Genomic DNA, 19218 nt, shown 5'->3' on the forward strand with positions numbered 1-19218 from the left:
AATTTTCAAACAACAACACCCAACTTGCTAGTAACCGAGGAATTTCCTTTCTTGGGCGATTTTACTTAGGGTTGCACTGAATTAATTACTGTACTAAAAATCTCAGTAATATCGTTCTCAGTTGCAGCGCCCCCGATGATAACCACTTCAGGAAATATCAGTTTTAAATAAGCTGGGTGTTGCTGTATTTTGACGAGACAGATAAGAGTTTAACAGCGCTTTTTACCTCTTAACTTAATGTGTACTTTAGCTGTTGAATCTGCCAGGAAAGCTTTGTAGCTTCAATTAATAGATTACTATTTTAGCGATCGCAAAAGCTAGTAAATGATACTAAAATTTACTTTTTATTTCTTCCCGGACGCTCATCAATATTTTGCCTAAATGGTTGTCGCCAGTTTTGGTTTCTCCACAACCCCAATAATAGTCATTTGGCGAGTCTTCTACTATTAGTAAGTCGGCGGTAGATAATAGTATTGCTTGAATATCTTGATGGGTAAGAAACTTTTGCAGTACGGCTTTTCGCATCACATGAGTTTTGATTTGTTCCCAATTTGAGCGCAATTGACGGCTACAATCGCGTCCCAAGACGGCGGCTTGTTCTGGTGTATGGGCAGCTTTAATTATGGGAGTGAGTTCTTCGTCTAAAGTGCCGATAAACTTTTGCGCTTGATAATAATGCTCTACAGTTTGCCAATTTTCGCCCTGCATCTCAATCCAGTGAGGGGAAAAGTTGGAAAAGCATCCATAAGGTTCATTCACCTTATAAAAGTAAATGGTCATTGCGATCGCACTTGTTAACTCCAACTTTTATCAATTGTAAATAATAGCAAAAAATGATTGCTTTTAGCTAAATTTTATTAAGCTACTTTTACTTGTCTTTGGCTTGGTAATTCAATATTTAGTTAAAAACAACTTAAAAAACACACTAATTCTATTTATAAGCTAACTTTTATATTTAATCCTAAAATCAAAACTTATTATTTAATTATTATAAATAGCCCTCTTTTTTAGGAGAGGGAGTAAGATAGTTTTGCTGTAATACTGTTAATTGGGCAAAAGTCCTTTTTGGGCTAACCACTCTCGATTAAACAACCGCGACTGGTAGCGAGTACCGCTATCGCACAAGATAGTAACGATGGTATGCCCCGATCCTAATTGTTTTGCTAACTGCACGGCGGCGGCGACATTAATACCTGTAGAACCGCCCAGAAATAGCCCTTCTTCTTGAAGCAAGCGGTAAACTACGCGGACAGCTTCAGAGTCATGAATTTGAATCGCATCATCGATAGGAGCATTAATTAAGTTAGCAGTAACACGACTATTGCCAATACCTTCAGTAATTGAGCTACCCTCGGCGTGGGGTTCGCCCGTTTTGACGTAACTATAAAGCCCGCTACCCATCGGATCGGCTAAGACAGTTTTGATTGCTGGATTTTTTTCTTTTAAGTACATAGATACCCCAGCCAGCGTCCCTCCCGTCCCCGTTGCCGTTACCCAAACATCAACATTGCCGTCAGTTTGTTCCCAAATTTCTTTACCTGTAGTTTCGTAGTGCGATCGCCTATTTGCCAAATTATCAAACTGATTTGCCCAAATAGCATTTTCCATCTCGGAGGCGATGCGACCAGATAGCCTAACGTAGTTATTGGGATCCTTGTACGGTACGGCGGGAACTGTGCGAACTTCTGCACCTAGAACTTTTAGGGCTTCAATCTTTTCTTGGGACTGAGTATCGGGAATCACAATTAGGCACTTATAGCCTTTGGCATTGCAGATATGAGCAAGTCCAATCCCTGTATTTCCGGCGGTTCCTTCTACTACCGTACCACCAGGCTTGAGCAAGCCTTTTTCTTCCGCATCTCGAATAATATATAATGCCGCGCGATCTTTTACCGAACCACCAGGATTGAGAAATTCAGCTTTCCCCAGAATTTCGCAGCCTGTTTCGTCACTAAAGCGATTTAAGCGAATTAGTGGCGTATTGCCTACAGTATCAATGAATCCATTTTTGATATCCATGCCAAAATCACCTAATGTATCCCCTATAAAGATTTTGGCTTAGATCGGTGTTAAAGCTTCTATCTGATGAATTAGTTTAAAGTGCGATCGCATTTTACGCGGGGATGTCCTGGGAGTACAAATACTGCCCTCAAACGCCTTCATAAATCCCTTGTAAAGGCATCTTTACTCCCACCGATTCTATTTGTACTACATCAGTCTGGGCTTCCAATATATGCAAAGACCATTCTTTCCTACTTCCCCGACGATAAAGCATAACTAACAGTTTTTCGGGTTCAACTAATATGTATTCTTGTAAGCTGGCTACAGAGCGATAAAAACCAAACTTACGTCCTTGGTCGTAATCTCTAGTCGAATCAGATAAAACTTCGACAATAGCGACGGGATTTGTTACTGTTGTTTGACTTTCACTGTAATAAATCGGTTCGCTTGCTATTAGCATTACATCAGGATAAGTAAACAAATTAAATTCTGGTATCCATAACCGCACGTTTTCTGTATAAACTTTTCCTTTTTGCTGACGTAATTGCGGTTTAAGTAAAAGACATAAATTTGTCACTACTTCATTGTGCTTAGTTGTTCCTCCTGCCATTGGTATTATCTCGCCATTAATCAACTCGTGACGTATTTCTGCTGCTGCTTCTAATTCCAGATATTCTGCTGGGGTATAAATTTTTTGTGCTAGTTGTGTCATGGTAGTTAAGCAATAGCTGTTAGATAAGCTTGATGGTTATTAGTGGAGAAAGTTAAGCATTTTTTCTCCTAAGAATCTGAATTATTTGCCAGTTGAAACGAGGTGTAAGAGCAATTGGTAAAGATTCGTTGAGCGCTAAATCGTGTGGTTATATAGTCACTGCAACGATAGATGCTGCCACTAGCAAAGTTTTAGCAGATCTGTGCCCCAAATCGTCAACGACAATGCCAATCGCATCAAGTAAGTAGACTTGTTGCAAAGTGGGATCTTTTGCCCCCTATGAGCGTCAAATTAGCTATGTCAAAACCAAATCAAAGGTTGCGACTATTAAAGTGCGATCGCACTCTAATTAAAGTCGGGATGACTGGATTCGAACCAGCGACCCCTTCGTCCCGAACGAAGTGCGCTACCAAGCTGCGCTACATCCCGCGAAGAAATGCTGACATTTCACGCCTTTCTATCCTACACCAAACCCACTAAATCAAACACTAAGATGCTGTACGTAAACTATTGATTAAGATATAGTGGAGTTCAAAACTTGGCGCTCTATCCAATAAGTAAATGATCGATCGCTCAGAACCGGGAGAAGACTTATCTCCTACCAAACGCGCCTTACTAGCACTCAAACAAATGCAGTCCAAGCTAGAAGCTTTGGAAAAGGCAAGAAATGAACCGATCGCAATTGTCGGTGTAGGTTGTCGATTTCCCCAAACGGGCGATCGCTCAGAAGATTTTTGGCAGATGTTGATTGATGGCAAAAGTGGAATTACCGAAGTTGCCGCCGATCGCTGGGATATTGATGCTTACTACGATTTGGACGCAAATGCTCCGGGCAAAATGTACGCGCGTTACGGTGGATTTGTCCCTCATTTACAGGATTTTGATGCGGCGATTGTCTTATATTTTGGGCTTGACTGGATCGAGTATATCTGTAGATACCGCTTGCTCGTCGTCTCTAGTGGCGGTAAATTTAGCGGCTTCTAGTTTACGAAGTCGAGAGTGCGATTTAGCGATCGCATCGGGGGTAAACCGAATAAAGAATAGCCAAAAATTCCTACTTGTTGCAAATTTAGCTTGCTCTCAAACTCAATAGGATTGAGCTTTTCTAACTCATTCAAAACATAAGTTATATCTAGGGGACGATTGATATATTCTTCCGCATCAAAATTTTCTTTGTACAATCCAGCAAAGAATTATTGCTGTTTTCGATCGTTACTACCAGGATAATCGGGAACAACAACTAGAAAGCCTTGGGAGGCTAGATGTTGAGCTAATAGTATAAAGCGATCGCGTTGTCCGCCTAAACCATTAGAAATTACAATTACCGGAACTTGGGATTGTTTAAAAGCAGTAGGTATATATAAATTGACAACAACCGTGCGATCGCGTTTTGCATCGTGTAAGTTGATTGTGCGCCTAGAAATACTAAAGTTGCCGGGTTTTCTTACAGCAGTTCTCATTCCGATAAAGTACAGCTTTAGGATTTAATTACTGTGAGGTCATGCTTAAGGTGTACTGCACTCAAGTGCGAACCGCTATAAGTCTGGTAAGCGATCGTAATTACTGTTTTTACTTGCTGGAGATTGTTCGCCAAGTTGAGCAACCAAAGTATCGGTATCTTTAAGCAAATTAGAAATTTGCTTAGTAAACTTAAGAACTTCTCCAATATCAATGCGGATATCTGTGGGAAATTTTCGTAAAAAATTAATTGCTGTAAATCTTTCAGGAGTAGCCGCCGATTGAACTATCGCCGCTCTAATTCCGTAAAAACCATTTTGACCGCTTTGCGTTTTAATTACCAATCCAAACCGCTTTAGCAGCCGCTCTCCAGTAATGGAATAGCTAACTCTAGAGATAGTTACAGGCTTAAGATTGTAGCGTTTGCGCAAAAAATCTCGTAATTGAGTTTGCTGTTTTGGACTTAAACCCTTGAGAAAAAACTTAATTGTCGATCGATTTTTTCTTCCTGGGCAAAGGTTTCTAAATCACTAACCGAAAACGAAAAGCCCAAAGAACCATAATTAACATAAATGCGCTGGGCGGCGCTGACAGGTAAAGCAGTCAAGATAGTAGAAAAAATCCCCAGCGCCAAAACTCGCAGTTTGCTCATCTACGCTTTTTTCAAGGCTTTTTTGACTAAATCGGGAATTTGCGAAGGTTTTTCCGCAATCGGAATTTTAGCAGACTTGAAAGCGGCTAACTTGCTTTGGGCTGTACCTACATCGCCACCTCTACCGACAACGGCGGCTAAAGTTCCCGTGTGTCCCCAGTGTCTCTCGGCGGGGGCTTTTCTCCCTGCAATATAAGCAATTACAGGCTTGTCTATAGTTTCAGCAATGTAATGAGCGGCGGCTTCTTCGCTATTACCACCAAGTTCGCCTACCAAAACGATCGCATTTGTCGTTTCATCTTCATCAAACATTTGCAGCCATTGCAAAAACGAAGATCCAGCGATCGCATCACCGCCTATACTTACTGCCATAGATTGCCCTAAATTTGCCTTGGTTAGTTCTAAAGCTATTTCATAGGTTAGGGTACTGCTACGGCTAACAATTCCCACCGCTCCGGGAGTGTAAAACTCGCTTCTATGCGTACCTAAAAGTAATTTTCCCGGTACGATAATTCCGGGACTATTTGGTCCGACGATGATAGTTTCGGTGGCTTCAGCTTTACGCAACAAATCCACCATATCTAATGGTGGCATTCCAGAGGAGACAATAATAATTTGCCGAATACCCGCCGACATTGCTTCTAGTGCCGCGTCTAAAGCTTGGTAAGCGGGGACAAAAATTAAAGTCGTATCAATTGACCCAACTTCGGCTAATGCCTGTTCTACTAGGTCAAATACCGGAATATCATCAAAGGATTGTCCCCCCAATCCGGGGTTAACGCCAGCAACTACATTTGTGCCATAAACTTTCATCTGTACTCCGTGAGTTGCAGAAAGTTCGGCAGTGATACCTTGGAACAAAATTTTACTGTCAGGCTGTAAATTCATGACTTTCTAGTTGGAGAAGACTTAGCTTGACGGACGGTTTGCAAAACGGCTTCATCCAAGTTTTCGATTAGAGGAATTGCTAAGGCTGCAAATTGATCTTTGGCTGAGTCTAGTTCAGATCCAGCAAAACGAACAATTAAGCGGGGATAAGACCCATTACGGGTTTTTGGCGGGCTATTTTCGCCAAACTTACTCACAGATTCTGCTACTTTTACCCCTTTAAGAACGCTGCCAAGGATATTGACGAGGATAACTTGAATGTTTTTGTCTCGCGCCAATAGTTCTAAACCTTGTTCTAAGCGATCGCTAAAACTAGGCTTGGAAGGATCTAAATTACTGCCATGTCCGATATTTAGGCAAGTGTTTACTTTTCCTCCCGCATCGCTAACAAGATCCAAAGTTGCCATCACAAGTCCCGCACCATTGCCTAAGATACCAATATTGCCCGCCCTGTCGATTAAATCGGCATTGTTTAAAATATCAAAGTAGTTTTGACTGTTAGCACGATTTGCCATTTTTTGTGCCACTAAACTGATGTCCGCGTGACGAGCGATCGCCCGACTATTAACAGTCACTTTGCCATCTAACGCCATCAATTCCCCGGTAGCGGTTACGCCTAGAGGATTTATCTCAACTAAATCTAAGTCTTTTTGCAAAAATAGCTGATACATCTTTTCGACAATATCGCTCACTGACCCAATTAAAGCCCCTTGCAATCCCATTTTAATAGTCAATTTGCGGGCATAAAAAGGTGAAAATTCTCGATCTACTACTACTTGTTGGAGTAATTCTTCCGATGATTCCACATCAATACCACCTTGAGAAGAACCCAAAAGTACGGGTCTACGAGTGGCGCTGTCCAATACCACAGCTAGGTAAAATTCTTTATCTGCATTGTATTTCGCTTCCGCGAGTAGCACTTCTGGGACTTCACCTAAGATGGGCAGATGAAATATAGTTTGAGCCGCCGCGATCGCATCTATAGTATTTGTAACAATCCGTACTCCCCCCGCCCGTCCTCGTCCGCCTGTACGTACTTGAGATTTGAGTACCACTGGATAGGGAATTTTCAACCCTTTAAGGTCGCCAATTCGGTCAATGCGTTGAGATGGTAATACTGGAATGCCCGTTTCGCGGAACCATTCTTTGGCTTGGTACTCTAATAAATCCATCTTCAGTCTTCAGTTTTTAATCTCAATTCCCCTACCCTACAGCCTATCGCTGAGTTTTTCTAGCTTTGAATATCGAGCTTAACGATTTTTCCATTCTTGGGCGACAAGATCGATGCCATAAAAGCGCTGCCAAAAAGAGTCTACAACCTTAGTAGGCAAAATTTTTGTCATCATAAATAACACTAACCTACCTCCAGTAGCGGCAATATACCGGGGTTTGGGGCGGCGACTAGCTAAAGCAATTACAATAACTTCTGCAACCCGTTCCGATGTCCAAGCGCGGCTTTTTGTCCGAGCTTCTAGTCCTTTTAGCCGCTCGAAGGCTGCACGGTAGGGGGTATGTTCGGGATTGATTACATTTTCTTCCACTGCTTGAGCGGCGGCGATAAAAAATTCTGTACTCACAGGTCCCGGCTCAATGACGCTTACTTGGATATTAAAAGGTTCTAGTTCCATACGCAAAGAGTCGCTGAGAGCTTCAAGAGCAAACTTTGAGGCGCTATACATCCCACCAAAAGGAAATGCCAAGCGTCCGCCTAGGGAGCTAATATTAATAATTCTTCCGCCTCCAGCCTCGCGCATCGCGGGTACTAAAGCTCGAATCAAAGTTAAAGGTGCTAAAACATTGATTTGAAATTGTCGCTGCACTGCTCGATCGGGAATTAACTCGATTGGACCCATTTGCCCATAACCAGCGTTATTTACTAAAGCATCTACTTTGCCAAAATGCGCGATCGCACTTTTTGCTAAATTCTCTACTGCTTCACTTTGTTCTAAGTCGGTAGGTACAACTAATACCTCCGCTCCAGCTTTGCGGCAAATAGTTGCAATTTCTTCTAACTTTTCGGCATTACGAGCAGCTAATACTAATCTAATCCCCAAAAACTGCTGTGCCAAAATTTGGGCTAGAGCGGCTCCAATTCCTGTAGACGCACCAGTAATTAAGACAATTTGCTCGGCTAAATTTGGTGGTTGATTAAACATTGTTACTTTACTAACTGTGCAGCACTGTTAAAAAACTGACGACATAGCCCCTGAGTCACTAATAGAGCAGTTATTAAGTTAGCAAAAGTCAGCATAAACATCACCAGTATTTGGTAAGATGCGGCATCTAATGGATCGATACCGCTTAACAATTGCCCGGTGATAATTCCTGGTAGGGTGACTATACCCACAACCATCATGGAGTTGATAGTCGGAATCAGCCCAGCTTTGATGGCTTCGGTGCGATATTTATTTACAGCTTGCCCCGGAGTTGCACCTAAACTAAGATGAGTTTCAATTTCTAAGTGACTGGCGTTGATAGTGCTAACTAATCTTTCGCCAGTAATCGCCGCGCCATTCATCGAATTACCAAAAATAATCCCGCCGATGGGAATGAGGTACTGAGGCTCGTACCAACTTTGTGGTTGAATCACTAGCAACGTTGTATAACCTAAAGTTAAAGCTGTGCTGATAAAAATTGACCCCCATACCAAAGGTAAAACGCGAGGAATTTTTTTACCGATCCGGTTACGGGCGACAATAGCAGCAATAGAGAGCATAACAAGCAAAATCGCTAAAACCGCCCAAGGATTATTTAAAGCAAAGATGAACGCTAATATATACCCAACTACTAGCAATTGGAGGATTGTTCGACCAGTTGCGATCGCCAGCGTCCATTCTAAGCCCAATTGCTGCCAAGCCGATAAACCAATAGCAAATACCATCATGCCCAGTGCTAAAAATAAATCTAGCAAATCTAGCTTAATTAAACCTTCCACTACCTAACTCCTTGGATGGGAAACAATTTCTAGCTTTATTCGTTCTCAAAGCTAAAAATGTATCAATAACATCTTCTAACTAAACAAAATTTGGTTTGATATTAAAATTAAAACTTATGGATCGAAGCGTGAATTTTATCCCTCCTCTCGACTTGACGCAGCAGTATAAAAGTATTGAAGTGGAAGTCAACGAAGCTGTTTCAAAGGTATTGGCATCTGGGCGTTATATTGGTGGAACTCTAGTTGAAGGATTTGAACAGCAGTTTGCTGATTATATTGGTGTATCAAATTGCGTAGCTTGCAATTCAGGTACGGATGCGCTGTACTTAGCCCTTAGAGCTTTAAATATTGGTTTAGGCGACGAAGTAATTACTACTCCTTTTACTTTTATCGCTACTTCCGAAGTAATCGCGGCGGTAGGCGCAACTCCTGTATTTGTCGATATTGATGCAGCCACTTTTAACCTCAATTTAGAGCTTGTAGCGGCAGCAATTACAGCTAAAACTAAAGCAATTATTCCCGTTCACCTCTTTGGGCAACCTGTGGATATGAATGGGCTAATGGAAGTTGCATCTACGCACCAAATCGCCGTAATTGAGGACTGCGCCCAGTCTACCGGAGCAGAGTGGGGAGATTCTAAAGTAGGTAGTATTGGGCGAGTGGGCTGTTTTAGTTTTTTCCCTACCAAAAATCTTGGTGCTTGTGGCGATGGGGGAGCGGTAACAACCAACGATCCGGCGATCGCATCTACCATCAAAAGCCTGCGAGAACACGGGCAAAAAGAACGCTACATTCACGCCGAAAATGGCATCAATAGCCGTCTAGATGCCTTGCAAGCGGCGATTTTGCAGATAAAATTGCGCTATCTTGACTCTTGGAACTCTCAAAGGCGCGCGATCGCATCTAACTATCAGCAATTACTCAGTCCGATTCCCGGAATCGTTGCCCCGCAAGAATTAGCTGGATCTATTGCCGTTTGGAATCAGTACACAATTCGGGTACTAAAAGGACGCGATGAAGTGCGCGACTTGCTGCAAGAGCGTGGGGTTTCTTCAATGGTTTACTACCCGCGCCCTTTACACTTACAGCCCGTTTACGAGTATTTAGGCTATAGCAATGGACAATTCCCGGTTGCAGAGCAAGCATCAGGGCAAGTATTGTCTTTACCGATGTTTCCCGAACTTTCGTTAGAGCAGCAACAACAGGTAGTTTATAGTCTCAAAGATTGTTTGCTGTAGAGACGCTCCGCCGGAACGTCTCTAATAATTTAGGCAAAAGTCCGGCTACGAACGCCAGCCATTGATTCTACCAAGCTGCGGACGGCGGCAATCATCGCAACTTCGCTGTTGAGTTGGTTAATTGCCGAACCAACTCCAACCCCGGCGGCTCCAGATGCGATCGCCAGGGGTGCAGTAACGCTCGATATGCCACTAGCGCACAATACAGGAACGCTTACAGCGCGAGAAATTTCATAGGCGGCAGCGAGGGTAGGTGCGGCTTTTTCTATCAGTCCTAACGTCCCGCCATGCACGGGGCTAGTGCTGGTTCCGCCTTCAGTTTGAATAATATCGGCTCCCGCTTTAACCAAGTCTTCGGCTAGTTGGACTTGCAAGTCGAGGGCTAAAATGTGGGGAACGGTTACAGATAAAGTAATGCTGGGTAACAGGCTGCGAGTTTGATAAGTCAGAGCTAATACTTCTACAGCCTCAAAGCGCCGCCCTTGAGCGTAAAAACTATCAAAGTTACCAATTTCAATTAAGTCTGCGCCTGCGGCTACTGCTTGCACAAATAGTTCTGGTTCTACAGCAGACACACAAACAGGTAAATTTGTCAATTGTTTAGCTAAAGTAACTAAATTAGGATCGGCAGCAATATCTACAAAAGTAGCACCACCAAGTTCGGCGGCTCTAATTGTTGCAGCTACGCGATCGGCATTAAAGTTATTTAAGCCGCTAATAACTTTGAGTACGGCGGAAGAATCAAAAGCGCGTTGTAATAATCGATCCATTGTCATAAATGTAGCTCCTGCAATTAGTAAGGGTAATTTGGATAGTATTGTGCGATCGCCAATACCATCTGGCAAAATTGGTACAAAATCAACTATTTACCGCTATAGTAAAAGGCAATTTCTTTATCTTTTAGAGGTGCAAAGTCCGCGTCTATTAGCATTTGATTAAGTTCGGCTTGGGGAATGTGCTTTGCACCAATGCGGACAATGCGCGATCGCATAGTGTTAGATACGCCACTGCGCTGTCTACCGGATTCCAACCCCATAACTTGATGATACAGCCCTAGTTTGGCTTGGGGAATAGGAGAACCATCAAAATCGGTTCCTGATGCGATCGCGACATCAATTGCATCCGCGCCAGTGGTGGTTTTTGCGTCTGGGTTCATTTGTCTCAAGTCATTAATATAGGCAAAGATTATTTTATCAGGCTTGAGTAACCCTTACAGGGGCTAAAAATCTTTAAGGCACTACTTGAGAAGTTGGTATTTATGCCAATTAGTTAAAGATAATAACTTTACGATTGAAACTCTTTGAAGAAATGAAAATCGATATTGTATGTTGTGCGCGGCACTAAACCAAGTTCTAGATGCTCAAACATATCGAGTAATTTCTCTCCATTGACCAATTCAATAGGTGGTACACCATCTCGTACTGATTCTTTTTGAGAATCTGATGTAAATGTTCCAGTCGTTAGGATAATGCCTTTATCTGCCCGACCCATCATTGCCCCACGAAAATCTCTAACTTGCGACACGGACACTGTACCTGAATACCGTTTGCATTGAAACAGCACTTTGAAGCTAACGAAGGGATTGATCTGTAAGATACCCTGCCCATCAATTCCCCCATCCCCCGAACGCCCTGTGACTATTACTTGCTCAAACCCTGACTCCCTAAGTAATCTTTGACAAAGACGCTCAAACCCAGATGGCGGCAGTGACATCAAGACTTCGAGTAAGTTCTTACGATATAAGGAGCCATCGCTAACGGCGGTATCATTTGGCGCGATCGTTTCTTCATCAGGTTCGTCTTTGGGAGATCCCTTCTCTTGAGTATCTTTTTCACGTTGAAACTCTACGCGAATTTGTCGAAAAATAGTCATTGCAGCATCAAAAGATAAAGCATTGATTTCTCTACCCTTATCGCTGAGACTCCAAACGCCTCGCTTTGAGGAATCGACTAAATCTGCTTTAACTAAATAAAATCTTGCCCACGCAACTTGATTGTCAAAACGGGGTGCGCCCCCTGAAAGTAATTCTGTTCTATCTTGTTCAGAAATATTTAGTTGTTTAGCGATCACATTTCTTACCTCCGATGGGCGACCAGAACCACCTAATTCTTTAAGAACTTCAATAATAGGTGAGAAGAATTGAACAAATTTTGAACCGCCCATTGATTGTCTCAAACGAAGGTATCTGTTAGTTTTCGTACTAAAGCAGTCATAGCTTTTTCTCTTTACCTGGTGATAACATAACATAGGCTTTGGTAGGGATCTAAGCGATCAAACGCGATCACACTCTCTAGCAATTTCTATAACGGCGAATGCTTGTTTTGAGTAATGTGATCGCACCTACAAACGTGCGTGTTTAGCGATGGCAAGTAGAGACTTTCGAGCTTCCTTCCATAACATGGTTGTTAGGTTGCTGGTCGCAGCAAACGAGTAAAACCTTCTTGCTCAAAGTGTCGGTCAGTAGTTAAAGCTTCAGTAATTCCTCGCTGACGCATTAAAACGAAACTAACTGAATCGCACAGAGAGTAAGTTTTGTCCTGCCTCTGTGTCAATAGCTCAACTGCGTATCGGTGCAAAGGCTCATCTACCCAGACTGTCTTTATGTCTGGGTTATCTAGCAAATCAACTACAAAGCCAAGGACAGATGAGCGAGGAAACCGCCGAGCATTTGCTAATGCAAGGTACTCAGCAATAACATAGCTATGAGTCAAGAGAGTTACGGCTTTTTGATACTTGATACGAGCTTGAGTGTGAAGCGGCTCGGTTTTGTAGTGTAGGCAAAGCAAACCAGAAGTATCGAGCAACATTACCCTTCTTCATGGGTACTAGAATACTCTTTTGCTAAATCCGCATCAATGCTTTCATTATCTAAATCTACGGTACAACCAAAATCGAGTGTTCCAAAATGGCGCTCAAATTTTGCTCGTCTGTTCTGTTTTTCTGTTTCTGTCAGCAAAAGATGATCAATCTGGGAAAACTTCTGTTCTAGAAGATTTGCTGCTAGGCTTTCTGGAGGAATACCAATATTCTGTGCCTGCTTTTGAATAGCAGCGAAAACTTTGTCGTTTAACTCTAGAGTCAAAATTTGGCTCATAAGGCTAGGCACTAGGGCTAGATATTAATAAAATTATAGCCCCATACAATCAAACGGCTGACTGAAACTTGAGTGCTAAAGATGTGAAAAACTTAATGGACAGAAATACTCTTTGTCAAACTATAGACAAATTCTCCGAGTAAATGCGATCGCACTCTCTAGCAATTTATAGGCGGCGAATGCTTAGGTTAAGTAATGCGATCGCAAAAGTTAAAAAATACAATTCTTAAGCAAAACGAATTTTTAAGTAATCTTCTTCCATTTTTGCTCCCGCAGGTTGCAGGGCTGCTAAAGCTTGAGGCAAAACTAAATTACGTCGATGATTGCCAATAGTAATATTTAGTTCGTCACCCGTTTTATTTAGCTGGACTTGGTTTTTAGGAATACCTGGTAAGTAAAGTTCTAAGCTGTATTGATTATCTTCTCTAACAACTCTTAAGGTAGTTTCTTTGTAATAAACTTGCGTTGGATCTTCGTTGTCGTACAAAGTTTCTTTCAATCTTTCCAATGCTGCTAAACCACACATCTCCTCGGAATACAAAGGAACTTCTTTTACGGGTAAAGGGTGGAAATTTTCGTGGATTTCTTGGCGATATTGTTCTTGAGTTTCTTTCCAACGTTTGAAAAATGGATCTTGAACTTCGGCAGGAATAATTCTATTTGCTACTACTAAATCGGTTGCTACATTGTACAAACTTAAGTAAGCATGAGCGCGCAACGACTCTTTGATTACCATTTTTTCGGGGTTGGTAACTAAGCGCACAGAAGTCTGCGTATTATCTGTTAATACTTTTTCTAATGCCTCGATTTGTTCGTAAAATTCATAAGGAGCGTCCATTACTTCTTTATTTGGCAAAGAAAAACCAGCAATTGGTTTAAAAAATGGCTCTACAAGCGGTCTGAGGGCTACAGAGATATTTTGAAATGGTTTGTAAAAGCGGCGCATATACCAGCCGCCAACTTCGGGTAAGCTCAATAACCGCAAAGCTGTACCTGTAGGCGCAGAATCGATAATTAATACATCAAATTCGCCTTCGTCGTAGTGGCGTTTCATGCGTACCAAGCCAAAGATTTCATCCATCCCTGGCAAAATTGCTAATTCCTCAGCTTGAATGCCATCTAAACCACGCGCTTGCAAGACTTGGGTGATGTAGCGCTTTACCGCTCCCCAGTTGCCTTCTAGTTCCATCAGAGCGTCTAATTCTGCTCCCCAAAGGTTGGGACGTATTTGTTGCGCTTCGTGTCCTAATTCTAAGTCAAAACTATCTGCTAAAGAGTGCGCGGGATCGGTGCTTAATACCAAAGTACGATAGCCAAGCTCTGCACAACGCAGTCCTGTCGCCGCCGCTACAGAAGTTTTGCCGACTCCGCCTTTACCTGTCATCAGGATTACACGCATGATATAGTTTTGTCCTACCCGTGAGAATTTTTAATATTTATTTACTTTATCACTCGCAATTGCTAAAGTGCGAAGCCACCTATGCTAATTGATGAGTTGCTGTCGTTGTCCCAATTTACGCCCAGCAGTGGGGAAACTCCTAATGTATGTAGCCTGTGATACCACCCGTAGGCAATAATTTGTTCTGGTTGGGTTGATATTTGTAAAAAATTTGTTCCATACATTCCAGTTTTTTCACTACCGCTAACTATAAAGTTATCCCGATTTACGGGTTGATAATTTCCTTCGATGTTGTCAGAAACGTACCAATATAATGATGAATTAGTAATTTTTCTATTGTTTTTTTGTTGCGCCCATTTTGGGTTCATCAACATTTTGAAGCAAGAAAAAAATAAGTTGTATTTGCCATTTTTATAAATAACTTGCGGTCTTTCCATGTGGTAATAAGCCCAGTTTTCTGTGTCTTCAGGAATATTTATAACTGGGGTCAAAATTTTGTATTCACCATCAATTTTATCAGCTACAGCTAGACCAATTGAGCCTTGGAAATTGCCAGAAGTTTTTAAACTGGCACAGATAAACATATAATATTTACCTGTTTTATCATCTTTAAAGATGTAAGGATCTCGCCAATGAAAATGATTAGTCCAATTACTGCGCCCGTACCAAGGATCGTTGTCTTCTGGTTTTAATATGTAGTTTTGCCGGGAAAAATGCAATCCATCTTGGGATGTAGCTAAACCAATTACTTCTTTTTTTAAGTGGATGCCTTCGTTGCCCCCAGCAAAAAAAAATAAGTAATAAGTATCTTTTTTTTTGTAAGTGTACCCCGCCGATATTCTGCCGGATTCCCAATAATTTGCAGGTTCAGGAGCAAGAAGCGTACCTAAATCTTGCCAGTGCTGCAAATCGGTAGAAATAGCGCCACAAAGCTTGCTGACTGTCCACCAAGGATTTTGACCTTCTAAGCCACGTAGATAGTAAAGGCGGTAAATATCGCCATCTTTCAAAATCCAAGGGTCCCAATTCATCGGTTGACGACGGCGCAGAAGTCGCAACATTTTTGTTACGGTTTCGCCTAAACCAACTTGGCTTGTCTCGATTAAGTTTGTTGATTTTACTAGCGCGTTTCTTAGCGGTAATGGCTCAATAATGCTGAGAATCTTTTGTTGTAAAGGATTTAGGTGCATGGTCAAATGTCTTTATAGCCAAAAAGAGATTAAAATTGTGTAAACATTTAAGAATAAATTAAGAAAATGCGATCGCCTTGTACGAGATAATAGAAAAAGAATTATTTAAGGTTTCTTGGCATAATCTACCTTGCGAGTGGGTTGTGCCATTCACTATTTATTAGTCTCCCCCGGACTCTACAAGTTTACCGATGTTAAAATCTATCCTGACGAACCCTGCTAGTCGGCGCAAATTGTCAAGTAAAAGTAAGGGAATTTGCCAGTGATGCACCATCAGAAAAGGTAGCGGGTCGTTAAGGGCAAAAATTGCCTCTTTCCCGCGTCGAATATTTTTAAACCATGTCTGCAATTGCAAAAATGATCTAATTTCGTTTAGCCGCCAAACTTCGTGATATAGCCAATAAGTCGGCTTGCTGTCGCTTAGCGGTTGTAATGGTTTTAAAGGCTGATCGCTCAAATAAGCTTCTGCTACCCCTGGATGGTTGTAAAACATCGTGATGGCGGAGTGTGTACGGGGGTTGCATTCAATGGCGTAGATAGTCCCATCTTCTGCTCTAATAAAATCAAAGGAAGCTTGTCCGGTAATTCCCAATTGCCTCACGAAATCGCTTACCCACTGCAAAATCTCCGGCTGTTCTACATTTTCGTAGTTAACTTGAAAAGCTGAAGACTCGCAACAGCAATGCAGTCTCAATTCGCCATTTCTAACGGTGCTATGGGTGCAATACTCTTTACCAGTTATAAATTCTTGCATAATCCAGGGCTTTTCTTCGCTGATAGGCAAGCTATTGACAAATGCCTCAGTTTCGGCGCAAGTATTGCAGGGAAGTTTGGTTAAGTTTAAACGCCTAACAGAGTCGTAGGGAATGCTTTTAAGAATGTATTTGTGTTGCTCTTTGGAAAAATCAAAGTCGAGGACTTGGTGGGGATGAGTAATTTTGTAGGACTTGGGGACAGATAAAGAGTAACTTTGCGCAGTTTGGGCAAAAGCAAACTTATCATCGAGCATTTTTGTGATATCAGCATCGAAGTGAAACACCTCGCAGCAGCCAGCTAAAGCGGGTTTGGCTAGGGAGTCATAATAGCTAGAAACTGGACTACAAACAGGAATGTATACATCGATATTTTCTTTTTTCGCAATGCTTACTAGCGCTTGAATGTAACCATTGGGATCTTTTTGCGGTGCGGGGACAGTGTAAAAAGCATCGACAGCGCGAGAAAACCGATGTCCAGTCAACCAATATTTATCAGTTTCGACTAAAACTACTCGATGTCCCGCCGTGTAAAACGATCGCGCTAATTGCAGCGCTTTAGTCATTTTACCGCCACTAATCAAAATGTTTTGAGCCTTAGCAACCGTAGCTTGGGGAAGTCGCCTAGAAGTTAGTAGCGCCACTAAAACAACGATGCAATTAAAGGGAAATGCGATCGCAAGTAGGGCTAAAGTACCTAAGTTTTGAAACAATGCTAACAAGTGCGATCGCTCCATAATCAAAAGTTTGTAGAGGGCGCACAAGCTAGGTGCGCCCTTGTAAGTTAAACTCGCCGAATAATCGTCAATCCATCACGAATTGGTAACAATACTTGCTCCGTGCGCGGATCGTCTGCCACTATTTGGTTAAACTCGGCGATCGCTTTTCCAGTGGCAGATTGCTCTGATAAGTATGGTTGCCCTTGCAGCAAGGTATTATCTACGCAGATAAATCCTTGGGGCGATAGCAGGTTGGAGTCTAGCAATTTTTGGTAATACTGCACGTATTCTTTTTTATCGGCATCAATAAATGCCAAGTCGAAAGACTCTCCTCTAGCTGCTAATTTGTCTAAAGTTTCTAGCGCTTCACCTATTTCCACTTGGATTTTTGCCCCGTAGGGAGAAGATTGAAACAAGTTTTGAGCAAATTCGGCAACATATGCATCTACTTCGCAAGCTACCAATCGTCCCTTTTCTGGCAATGCTTCCGCCATTGCTAACGCCGAATAACCCGTAAACATTCCAATGTCCAAAATACTTTGAGCGCGACTCATATAAACAAACATTTTTAAGGCTTGTCCTTCTAAGTGTCCCGAAAGCATTTCTTGTTCTAACTCTCGCCCAGTAGCGCCATTAGAAAACTTTTCGCTCCATTTTTGGGCTTGGGTATTTAAAGCGATTACTTTCAATTCTGGTGATTCGCTAGTAGTACATTTTTCTATGTACGGATCTATTCCCGCCGCTAGATTCAGCGCTTTCTCCATTTGTTCGATAACCGGAGTTGCTACTTTAGCTTCTCTCGCCATCTTTAGCGCCGTTTCTAAGCGTTCTACCAAAATCCCTAAGGGAGTAACCGGGCGAGGCTCTACCTTAGACATTGTTAGTTCCTACCAATTGCTGGTAGCTACCTACATACCCATCTATTCCCGCCCCAGCACGGGGATAAGCTGTACAAAGGCGCTTGTGTTCGCTTAAAGCCGCTTCTAATTCTTCAATGGTTAAATCGTTAACAAAGAAGCATTCGCCGATGGGTTTGGGCATGGCGGCGCGTTGCAAGCCGTCTCTAGTTTGGGTAATGGACTGCGTAGCGTACCACAGTAGCTCGATTTCGAGTAAAGGATGATCTAGGGCTAAACCGATTTTGCTCATCAAGCCCAAAATGTGATCGCGTTCTTCAATGGTGATGTAACCTCGTAATTGGGCGATCGTTGCAGTCAATGCCATGTCAATGTTTACAGCATGACCGTGTAATAAGGGTACAGAGGGCGCTAATTCTAAAGTTGGACTCCAAGTGTGTCCGTAAGCAATTACCCTGTCTAAATCCAATTCATGCAAGTTGGGTGTTTCCAATTCCAGCATGGTTTGAATTGATTTATAGGTTACTTCTTGGGCGACTTGTTTAATTTTTTCGCTTGCGTCGATGTAACCAAAATGAGTATTGAGTAATTCTTCGCCATACTCTGCCAATAGCTCAAATACTTCGGAGTTGGAGACTACAGCAATTTTGACTAATTCTGCCATCCCGTTGCGTACTTCTGAAGTAGGCAAAGTTTGTAAAAAAGAGAAGTCTAAAATTACTTTTTTTGGTGCGTGATAAGCGCCCAAACGATTTTTGAGTTTGCCGTGATTGACTGCAACTTTAATTGCTACTCCCGCATCTACTAACCCAATTAGCGTTGTGGGGATGCGAATGTAGTTGGTACGGCGGCGGTAAGAGGCGCAAGCAAAACCAGCTACATCGGTTGTCAATCCACCACCTACTACCAAAACAGGCTCTTTGCGAACTAAACCAAAGTCAGCAAAGGCATCGATAATCGTCTCGAAGGTTTCTAGAGTTTTTGTTGGTTCGGTAATTGCAAGTTCAAATACAGTTAAATCAATGTTGTAGTGCTTGAAGTATGCCTCTATTTGACTACCATACAGCCGATTTACATTGCAATCGACTACTGCTAAACAGCGCCCAAAGTTTTTGTAACTATCGGCTAATTCTGGGTTTTTGATGTCGAAAGCTCCGTTGACGAAAACTAGACTGAAGTCAATTTTTTCGTATCCTTCTACATGAAAGGCAGTTTCAGTTGCTTCAAATTTTGCTTGAACAATACTCATGAGTTTTGTGTTTACTTACAGTTAATAGCGGCTAATGCAACAGTGTTAGTGTTGCCTGTGATAAAACGTTGCTA

The 19218-nt window shown here is 42.2% G+C and carries 21 protein-coding genes, 1 tRNA gene and 1 pseudogene; 3 read left to right on the forward strand and 20 right to left on the reverse strand.

The features are described 5' to 3' along the window. Window positions 1–330: 330 nt before the first annotated feature. The 4 genes from ybiA to AC2VE5_RS09355 form a co-directional block, all read right to left on the reverse strand. The gene (gene ybiA / locus AC2VE5_RS09340; protein WP_486887532.1) at window positions 331–780 is read right to left on the reverse strand and encodes a riboflavin biosynthesis intermediates N-glycosidase; all 450 of its coding nucleotides are present in this window, start codon (window positions 778–780) and stop codon (window positions 331–333) included. Window positions 781–1044: 264 nt separating this feature from the next. Further along, entirely contained in the window at window positions 1045–2019 is a 975-nt protein-coding gene (locus tag AC2VE5_RS09345; RefSeq protein ID WP_486887481.1) for a cysteine synthase A, read from the reverse strand. A gap of 130 nt (window positions 2020–2149) precedes the next feature. Next, window positions 2150–2713 carry a Uma2 family endonuclease gene (locus AC2VE5_RS09350; RefSeq protein WP_486887482.1) on the reverse strand — a complete coding sequence of 188 codons (564 nt, stop codon included), beginning with the start codon at window positions 2711–2713 and terminating at the stop codon, window positions 2150–2152. 355 nt (window positions 2714–3068) lie between these two features. After that, window positions 3069–3142 (reverse strand) — tRNA-Pro (locus tag AC2VE5_RS09355). A gap of 132 nt (window positions 3143–3274) precedes the next feature. Between AC2VE5_RS09355 and AC2VE5_RS09360 the strand changes: the two genes are divergently transcribed. Then, window positions 3275–3697: a beta-ketoacyl synthase N-terminal-like domain-containing protein gene (locus AC2VE5_RS09360; protein WP_486887483.1), complete on the forward strand. Its 423-nt coding sequence runs from the start codon at window positions 3275–3277 to the stop codon at window positions 3695–3697. Further along, window positions 3597–3806 carry a beta-ketoacyl synthase N-terminal-like domain-containing protein gene (locus tag AC2VE5_RS09365; protein ID WP_486887484.1) on the forward strand — a complete coding sequence of 70 codons (210 nt, stop codon included), beginning with the start codon at window positions 3597–3599 and terminating at the stop codon, window positions 3804–3806. Before AC2VE5_RS09360 ends, AC2VE5_RS09365 begins: the two co-directional genes overlap by 101 nt. 100 nt (window positions 3807–3906) lie before the next feature. Here the strand turns inward: AC2VE5_RS09365 and AC2VE5_RS09370 are convergent, their stop codons facing one another. The 6 genes and pseudogenes from AC2VE5_RS09370 to AC2VE5_RS09395 all read right to left on the reverse strand — a co-directional run bounded on the left by AC2VE5_RS09370 (window position 3907) and on the right by AC2VE5_RS09395 (window position 8646). Next, window positions 3907–4173: an alpha/beta hydrolase family protein gene (locus AC2VE5_RS09370; protein ID WP_486887485.1), complete on the reverse strand. Its 267-nt coding sequence runs from the start codon at window positions 4171–4173 to the stop codon at window positions 3907–3909. Window positions 4174–4248: 75 nt separating this feature from the next. Next, window positions 4249–4823, reverse strand: a pseudogene (locus tag AC2VE5_RS09375) (alpha/beta hydrolase). Further along, a complete protein-coding gene (locus tag AC2VE5_RS09380; protein WP_486887486.1) occupies window positions 4824–5711 on the reverse strand; it encodes a succinate--CoA ligase subunit alpha in 888 nt (295 codons plus the stop codon). Then, window positions 5708–6883 carry an ATP-grasp domain-containing protein gene (locus AC2VE5_RS09385; protein WP_486887487.1) on the reverse strand — a complete coding sequence of 392 codons (1176 nt, stop codon included), beginning with the start codon at window positions 6881–6883 and terminating at the stop codon, window positions 5708–5710. Before AC2VE5_RS09385 ends, AC2VE5_RS09380 begins: the two co-directional genes overlap by 4 nt. A 78-nt stretch (window positions 6884–6961) precedes the next feature. Beyond that, window positions 6962–7867: an SDR family oxidoreductase gene (locus AC2VE5_RS09390; protein ID WP_486887488.1), complete on the reverse strand. Its 906-nt coding sequence runs from the start codon at window positions 7865–7867 to the stop codon at window positions 6962–6964. A 2-nt stretch (window positions 7868–7869) separates the two neighbouring features. Next, window positions 7870–8646 (reverse strand): ABC transporter permease, encoded by a 777-nt coding sequence (locus AC2VE5_RS09395; RefSeq protein ID WP_486887489.1) that lies wholly within the window; start codon window positions 8644–8646, stop codon window positions 7870–7872. Window positions 8647–8762: 116 nt separating this feature from the next. On the opposite strand from AC2VE5_RS09395, the gene AC2VE5_RS09400 reads away from it, so the two are divergent. Next, window positions 8763–9884 (forward strand): DegT/DnrJ/EryC1/StrS family aminotransferase, encoded by a 1122-nt coding sequence (locus tag AC2VE5_RS09400; RefSeq protein ID WP_486887490.1) that lies wholly within the window; start codon window positions 8763–8765, stop codon window positions 9882–9884. Window positions 9885–9913: 29 nt separating this feature from the next. On the opposite strand, the gene AC2VE5_RS09405 is transcribed toward AC2VE5_RS09400, so the two are convergent. From AC2VE5_RS09405 to AC2VE5_RS09450, 10 genes are all read right to left on the reverse strand, one after another. After that, complete coding sequence (locus tag AC2VE5_RS09405; RefSeq protein WP_486887533.1) at window positions 9914–10660, reverse strand: DUF561 domain-containing protein; 747 nt, start codon at window positions 10658–10660, stop codon at window positions 9914–9916. An 86-nt stretch (window positions 10661–10746) separates the two neighbouring features. After that, window positions 10747–11040 carry a small RNA NsiR4-regulated ssr1528 family protein gene (locus AC2VE5_RS09410; RefSeq protein ID WP_486887491.1) on the reverse strand — a complete coding sequence of 98 codons (294 nt, stop codon included), beginning with the start codon at window positions 11038–11040 and terminating at the stop codon, window positions 10747–10749. 128 nt (window positions 11041–11168) lie between these two features. After that, on the reverse strand, window positions 11169–12047 hold the full coding sequence (locus tag AC2VE5_RS09415) for a restriction endonuclease (RefSeq protein WP_486887492.1): 879 nt from the start codon (window positions 12045–12047) through the stop codon (window positions 11169–11171). A 242-nt stretch (window positions 12048–12289) separates the two neighbouring features. Beyond that, window positions 12290–12691 (reverse strand): type II toxin-antitoxin system VapC family toxin, encoded by a 402-nt coding sequence (locus AC2VE5_RS09420; RefSeq protein WP_486887493.1) that lies wholly within the window; start codon window positions 12689–12691, stop codon window positions 12290–12292. Beyond that, window positions 12691–12978, reverse strand: a complete 288-nt coding sequence (locus tag AC2VE5_RS09425) for a hypothetical protein (RefSeq protein WP_486887494.1) — start codon at window positions 12976–12978, stop codon at window positions 12691–12693. Before AC2VE5_RS09425 ends, AC2VE5_RS09420 begins: the two co-directional genes overlap by 1 nt. 226 nt (window positions 12979–13204) lie before the next feature. After that, a complete protein-coding gene (locus tag AC2VE5_RS09430; RefSeq protein WP_486887495.1) occupies window positions 13205–14377 on the reverse strand; it encodes a TRC40/GET3/ArsA family transport-energizing ATPase in 1173 nt (390 codons plus the stop codon). Window positions 14378–14439: 62 nt separating this feature from the next. Next, complete coding sequence (locus AC2VE5_RS09435) at window positions 14440–15567, reverse strand: family 43 glycosylhydrolase (RefSeq protein WP_486887496.1); 1128 nt, start codon at window positions 15565–15567, stop codon at window positions 14440–14442. A gap of 160 nt (window positions 15568–15727) precedes the next feature. Further along, on the reverse strand, window positions 15728–17056 hold the full coding sequence (locus tag AC2VE5_RS09440; RefSeq protein ID WP_486887497.1) for an ATP-grasp domain-containing protein: 1329 nt from the start codon (window positions 17054–17056) through the stop codon (window positions 15728–15730). Window positions 17057–17103: 47 nt separating this feature from the next. Continuing rightward, a complete protein-coding gene (locus AC2VE5_RS09445; RefSeq protein WP_486887498.1) occupies window positions 17104–17916 on the reverse strand; it encodes an O-methyltransferase in 813 nt (270 codons plus the stop codon). Next, a complete protein-coding gene (locus AC2VE5_RS09450) occupies window positions 17909–19144 on the reverse strand; it encodes a sedoheptulose 7-phosphate cyclase (RefSeq protein ID WP_486887499.1) in 1236 nt (411 codons plus the stop codon). Before AC2VE5_RS09450 ends, AC2VE5_RS09445 begins: the two co-directional genes overlap by 8 nt. Window positions 19145–19218 lie beyond the last annotated feature (74 nt).

Source organism: Aliterella sp. E5.1, from assembly GCF_057473825.1.

Bases quoted from the DNA above. Each gene is read 5' to 3' on its own strand.
- AC2VE5_RS09365 (WP_486887484.1), top strand. From the start codon at position 3,597: ATGCGGCGATTGTCTTATATTTTGGGCTTGACTGGATCGAGTATATCT.
- AC2VE5_RS09400 (WP_486887490.1), top strand. From the start codon at position 8,763: ATGGATCGAAGCGTGAATTTTATCCCTCCTCTCGACTTGACGCAGCAG.
- AC2VE5_RS09345 (WP_486887481.1), bottom strand. From the start codon at position 2,019: ATGGATATCAAAAATGGATTCATTGATACTGTAGGCAATACGCCACTA.
- AC2VE5_RS09350 (WP_486887482.1), bottom strand. From the start codon at position 2,713: ATGACACAACTAGCACAAAAAATTTATACCCCAGCAGAATATCTGGAA.
- AC2VE5_RS09430 (WP_486887495.1), bottom strand. From the start codon at position 14,377: ATGCGTGTAATCCTGATGACAGGTAAAGGCGGAGTCGGCAAAACTTCT.
- AC2VE5_RS09450 (WP_486887499.1), bottom strand. From the start codon at position 19,144: ATGAGTATTGTTCAAGCAAAATTTGAAGCAACTGAAACTGCCTTTCAT.
- AC2VE5_RS09380 (WP_486887486.1), bottom strand. From the start codon at position 5,711: ATGAATTTACAGCCTGACAGTAAAATTTTGTTCCAAGGTATCACTGCC.
- AC2VE5_RS09360 (WP_486887483.1), top strand. From the start codon at position 3,275: ATGATCGATCGCTCAGAACCGGGAGAAGACTTATCTCCTACCAAACGC.
- AC2VE5_RS09415 (WP_486887492.1), bottom strand. From the start codon at position 12,047: ATGGGCGGTTCAAAATTTGTTCAATTCTTCTCACCTATTATTGAAGTT.
- AC2VE5_RS09445 (WP_486887498.1), bottom strand. From the start codon at position 17,916: ATGTCTAAGGTAGAGCCTCGCCCGGTTACTCCCTTAGGGATTTTGGTA.
- AC2VE5_RS09405 (WP_486887533.1), bottom strand. From the start codon at position 10,660: ATGACAATGGATCGATTATTACAACGCGCTTTTGATTCTTCCGCCGTA.
- AC2VE5_RS09410 (WP_486887491.1), bottom strand. From the start codon at position 11,040: ATGAACCCAGACGCAAAAACCACCACTGGCGCGGATGCAATTGATGTC.
- AC2VE5_RS09420 (WP_486887493.1), bottom strand. From the start codon at position 12,691: ATGTTGCTCGATACTTCTGGTTTGCTTTGCCTACACTACAAAACCGAG.
- AC2VE5_RS09385 (WP_486887487.1), bottom strand. From the start codon at position 6,883: ATGGATTTATTAGAGTACCAAGCCAAAGAATGGTTCCGCGAAACGGGC.
- AC2VE5_RS09435 (WP_486887496.1), bottom strand. From the start codon at position 15,567: ATGCACCTAAATCCTTTACAACAAAAGATTCTCAGCATTATTGAGCCA.
- ybiA (WP_486887532.1), bottom strand. From the start codon at position 780: ATGACCATTTACTTTTATAAGGTGAATGAACCTTATGGATGCTTTTCC.
- AC2VE5_RS09425 (WP_486887494.1), bottom strand. From the start codon at position 12,978: ATGAGCCAAATTTTGACTCTAGAGTTAAACGACAAAGTTTTCGCTGCT.
- AC2VE5_RS09370 (WP_486887485.1), bottom strand. From the start codon at position 4,173: ATGAGAACTGCTGTAAGAAAACCCGGCAACTTTAGTATTTCTAGGCGC.
- AC2VE5_RS09440 (WP_486887497.1), bottom strand. From the start codon at position 17,056: ATGGAGCGATCGCACTTGTTAGCATTGTTTCAAAACTTAGGTACTTTA.
- AC2VE5_RS09390 (WP_486887488.1), bottom strand. From the start codon at position 7,867: ATGTTTAATCAACCACCAAATTTAGCCGAGCAAATTGTCTTAATTACT.